Raw genomic sequence first — 3,709 nt, 5'->3', positions numbered from 1 at the left:
CCCATGACAAGCGACCTTGACACCCGCCGCTCCAGCGACGGCGACCGCGCCCGCGCCCGCGCCTACACCCGCGAGTTCGTCCCCGCGATGGCCGCCTACGCCGTCGTGCTGGTCGCCGTGGTGACCTTCGGCGACCTCGACGGCGACAGCCCCTGGCGCTTCCTGTGGGCGCTGCTGCCGGTCCTGCCCGTCCTGGCCGTGGCGCGCGCGGTGGCGCGGTCGCTGCGCCGCTCCGACGAGTACGCCCGCCTGGTGCAGCTGCGCGCCCTGGCCGCCGGCTCCGCCGTCGCGATGGTGGCCTGCGTGGTCCTGGGCATGCTCGGCGCCGCCGGCCTGGTCCTCGCCGCGGCGCCCTGGCTGGCCTTCGGCGCCGGGATGCTCACCTGGGCCCTCGTCGCCGCCGCCGGCCACCGCTGAGGCGGCGGTGAGGAACTCCATCCGGGAGCTGCGCACCGCCCGCGGCTGGACGCAGGCCGCCCTCGCGGACCTGCTCAACGTCTCCCGGCAGACCGTCAACGCCCTGGAGACCGGCCGCTACGACCCCAGCCTGCCGCTGGCCTTCCGCCTGGCGCGCCTGCTGGGCGAACCCCTGGAGTCGATCTTCGAGCCCGAGGACGAGCGCGACGGCGCGCCACCGGCGCGCTGAACCCGCCGGCCGGCGGGCACCGGGCAGGATCGTGCCCGGTGCCGCCGCCGGGCGGCCCCGGGACGGAGGAGCTCGCCGTGGAGCCGCAGCGCTGGTGGACGACCGACCCCGCGCGCACCCTGTGGGGCGCGTGGTCGAGCCTGGCCAGCCCGGGGGCCGTGGGCACCCTGGCCCGCTCCGGCCTGGACTGGGTGGTGCTGGACGCCCAGCACGGCGAGCACGACGACCGCTCGCTGCGCGAGTGCCTGCGCGAGGCCGGCGACGGCGCCGCCCGGCTCCTGGTGCGCCCCGGGCGGCTGGACGTGCAGGAGGTCGGCCGGGCCCTGGACGCCGGCGCCGCCGGGGTGGTCGTGCCGATGGTGAGCACCCCCGAGCAGGCCCGCACCGCCGCGCGCGCGTGCCGCTACGCCCCCGCCGGCGAGCGCAGCTGGGGCCCGCACGCCCTGCTGAGCGGCCGCGACCCCGTGCCGCCCGCGCGCGCCGACGCCGGCGTGCTGTGCGCGGTGATGGTGGAGACGCGCGAGGGCCTGGCGGACGTCGCGGCGATCGCCGCCGTGGAGGGCGTGGACGTCGTCCTCGTCGGGCCGTTCGACCTCTCCCTGGACCTGGGCACGGACGTGGACGCCCTGCTCGCCGCCGACGCCCCGGACGACCCGCTGCCGACGGTGGTGCGCGCCTGCACCGAGCACGGCGCGGTGCCCGGCGCCTTCGGCGTGGGCGGCGAGCGCGCGGAGCGCCTGCGGGAGCTGGGCTTCCGGTTCGTCGCGGCCACCTCCGACACCGAGCTGCTGGCCGCCGGGGCCCGCGCCCGCCGGGCCGCGCTCACCCGGCCCGACCCGGCCTGACCCCCTCCCCCGGGCCGGTCCGGGCCCGGGGGAGGGGGTCAGCGCGGGTCAGGCCGGGTCGGAGCGGGAGCGCGCCAGCGCCGCCGCCGCCCGCTGCGCCCCCTCGGCGGCCCGGCGGGCGCGGGCGCGCTCGAGCTCGGCCCGCCCGGTCAGCTCCCGCACCCGGTGCGGGTCCTCCTCGTGCAGCGCCAGCTGCTCGTGCAGCGCGCCGCAGTACTCGTGGGCCAGCACCAGCTCCTCGCACGCCAGCACGTGCTGCTGCAGCACCTCGACCAGCTCGCGCCGCGCCGCGCCCGCGCGCTCGGCCTGCTCGCGGAGCTCCCGGGAGCGGTGGGTGCGCTCGGCGGCGGCGCGGGAGCGCTCGTGCGCGGACTCGGCGCGGTCCCGGCGGGCCTCGCCGCGGTCGCCCAGGGCCTGCTCGCGGTCCCGGGCGGCCCCCCGGCGCGCGGAGGCCGCCGCCTCCTGCGCCGGCCCCCGCGCGGACCGGCGCTGCTCGCGCACCGCGGCGATCGCGTCGCGCTCCGCGGCGGCCGCGTCGCGGGCGGCGGCCAGCGCGTCGCGCTCGCCGGCCAGCCGGCCGAGGTCCTCCACGATGCGCGAGCGCACGCTCAGCGGTTCCCCGTCCGAGACCGCCCGCGCCCAGCGCTCGTCCAGCTCGCGCTGGCGCTGCTCCAGCTCCCGCCGCTCGTCCCGCGAGCCCTCGATCCCCTCGTCGTCGGCCACCTCCCGGAGTATCCACCGACGGCCCGCCCGGGCGGGAGGGTCAGCGCCGCGACCGGGCGGGTGCCCGGCAGAGCACCGCGGCCACGGCGGCGAGCAGGACCGCCGCGACGTGCAGGGCGCCGTCGACGGCCCACTGCACCAGCGGGACCACCGGGGAGGGCGCGAACCGCGCGTACCAGGCCTGCAGGTCGGTGGGCTGCTGCAGCAGCACGGCGAGGGAGACCGCGGCCGTCACCGCCGACACCGCCGCGCACCCCACCGCCAGCACGGCCACGGCCGTGCGGTCGCCCTCCGTCGGCACCGACCAGCGCGGCAGGCCGGCCGCGACGGCCCCGGCGAGCAGCAGCACCAGCAGGGCCGTGACCGCGCACGCCCAGCCCGGCTGCAGCCAGCGCAGCGCGCCGCTCCACCGGTCGGCGAACACCACCGCCACCTCCGGGTCGGGCGAGGCCCCGGCCGCGTCGTCGAAGACGCGCTGCAGCGCCGTCGCGCACAGCAGCACCGGGGAGGCGGCCACCGGCAGCAGCAGCCGGAACACCCACGCGCGCAGGGCGTCGACGGGGCGCTGCGCGGCGTCGACGAACCCGTCGCCGGACCACCCGTCGCGCTCGTCCTCGAACCCCTCGCGCTCGTCCTCGCGAGCGCCGCCGGGCCCGCCGTCGGGCCCGTCGTCGAACCCGCGGTCGAGACCCGTCCCGGACCAGCGCGGTGCGCTCGCGCCGCTCACCGCGGCGGCCTGCGGTACAGGGCGTACTCCTCGTCGGAGGGCCGCGGGTACCCCGCCCCCGCCGCCGCCCCGGCGCGCCCGGGCGGGGGCGGGGGTTCCGGCGCGCGGTCGGGTGCGGGCTGCGGCTCCGGTGCGGGTCCCTGTGCGGGTCCCGGTGCGGGCTGCGGTTCCGGCGGGGTCCCCGGCGGGAGGGCCTCCTGCGGCGCGGGCTCCTCCTGCGGCCCGGGCTCCCCCTGCGGCGCGGGCGCCGCCGGTGCACCGGGCCACAGCAGCACGGCCCCGGTGACGGCCCCCAGCAGGACCGGCACGACCACCTCCCCGCCCCGCGCGGCGACGTCGAGCACCGTCGACCCGGTGGAGAAGGGCACCAGGCCCGTGTCGTCCCGGCCGGCGGCGAGCAGGGCGAGCAGGGAGCCCAGCGCGGCCGCGGCGCCGGCCCAGGCCACCGCGGCCGCCGCCCAGCGCGCCGCGGGCCCGGGCACCGCCCACGCCGGGCGCCCGGCCAGGCGCAGCACCGCCAGCGCCGTGCAGGTGAGCACCGAGGCCAGCAGCGCCCGCCCGACCGGGACGGTGGACCACAGCACGGAGAAGCGGTGCACGGCCGTCACCCCGGGCAGCACCTGCGCGGACGGGTCGCCGTCCACGGGCGAGACCGGGGTGCCGAAGAACACCGCGTCCAGGGAACCGCCGAGCACGTCGGCGGTGACGGCGGTGAGCACCACCAGCGGCAGCGCGGCCGCGGCCAGCAGGACCCACGCGCCCCAGCCC

General features: G+C 80.5%; 4 protein-coding genes and 2 pseudogenes. 3 read left to right on the top strand and 3 right to left on the bottom strand.

Annotated elements, in window-relative coordinates; genetic code table 11:
* The 3 genes and pseudogenes from GTR00_RS16480 to GTR00_RS16470 form a co-directional block, all read left to right on the top strand.
* Positions 1–417: pseudogene (locus GTR00_RS16480) on the top strand (hypothetical protein); the annotation flags it as partial.
* Positions 418–424: 7 nt separating this feature from the next.
* Positions 425–646 (top strand): helix-turn-helix transcriptional regulator, encoded by a 222-nt coding sequence (locus tag GTR00_RS16475; RefSeq protein ID WP_166612672.1) that lies wholly within the window; start codon positions 425–427, stop codon positions 644–646.
* A 77-nt stretch (positions 647–723) separates the two neighbouring features.
* Entirely contained in the window at positions 724–1,491 is a 768-nt protein-coding gene (locus GTR00_RS16470; protein ID WP_166612671.1) for an HpcH/HpaI aldolase family protein, read from the top strand.
* A gap of 48 nt (positions 1,492–1,539) precedes the next feature.
* On the opposite strand, the gene GTR00_RS25120 is transcribed toward GTR00_RS16470, so the two are convergent.
* The 3 genes and pseudogenes from GTR00_RS25120 to GTR00_RS16455 form a co-directional block, all read right to left on the bottom strand.
* Positions 1,540–2,214 (bottom strand): hypothetical protein, encoded by a 675-nt coding sequence (locus GTR00_RS25120; protein ID WP_166612670.1) that lies wholly within the window; start codon positions 2,212–2,214, stop codon positions 1,540–1,542.
* A 40-nt stretch (positions 2,215–2,254) separates the two neighbouring features.
* A complete protein-coding gene (locus GTR00_RS16460) occupies positions 2,255–2,941 on the bottom strand; it encodes a hypothetical protein (protein ID WP_166612669.1) in 687 nt (228 codons plus the stop codon).
* Positions 2,938–3,709 (bottom strand): annotated as a pseudogene (locus tag GTR00_RS16455) (hypothetical protein); the annotation flags it as partial. The gene GTR00_RS16460 and the pseudogene GTR00_RS16455, both read right to left, overlap by 4 nt.

Origin of the sequence: Kineococcus indalonis, assembly GCF_009906395.1 — a bacterium.
Classification (GTDB): Bacteria; Actinomycetota; Actinomycetes; order Actinomycetales; family Kineococcaceae; genus Kineococcus; species Kineococcus indalonis.
The sequence above is the reverse complement of the archived record's forward strand: the minus strand, read 5'-3'. Positions and strand labels throughout refer to the sequence as shown.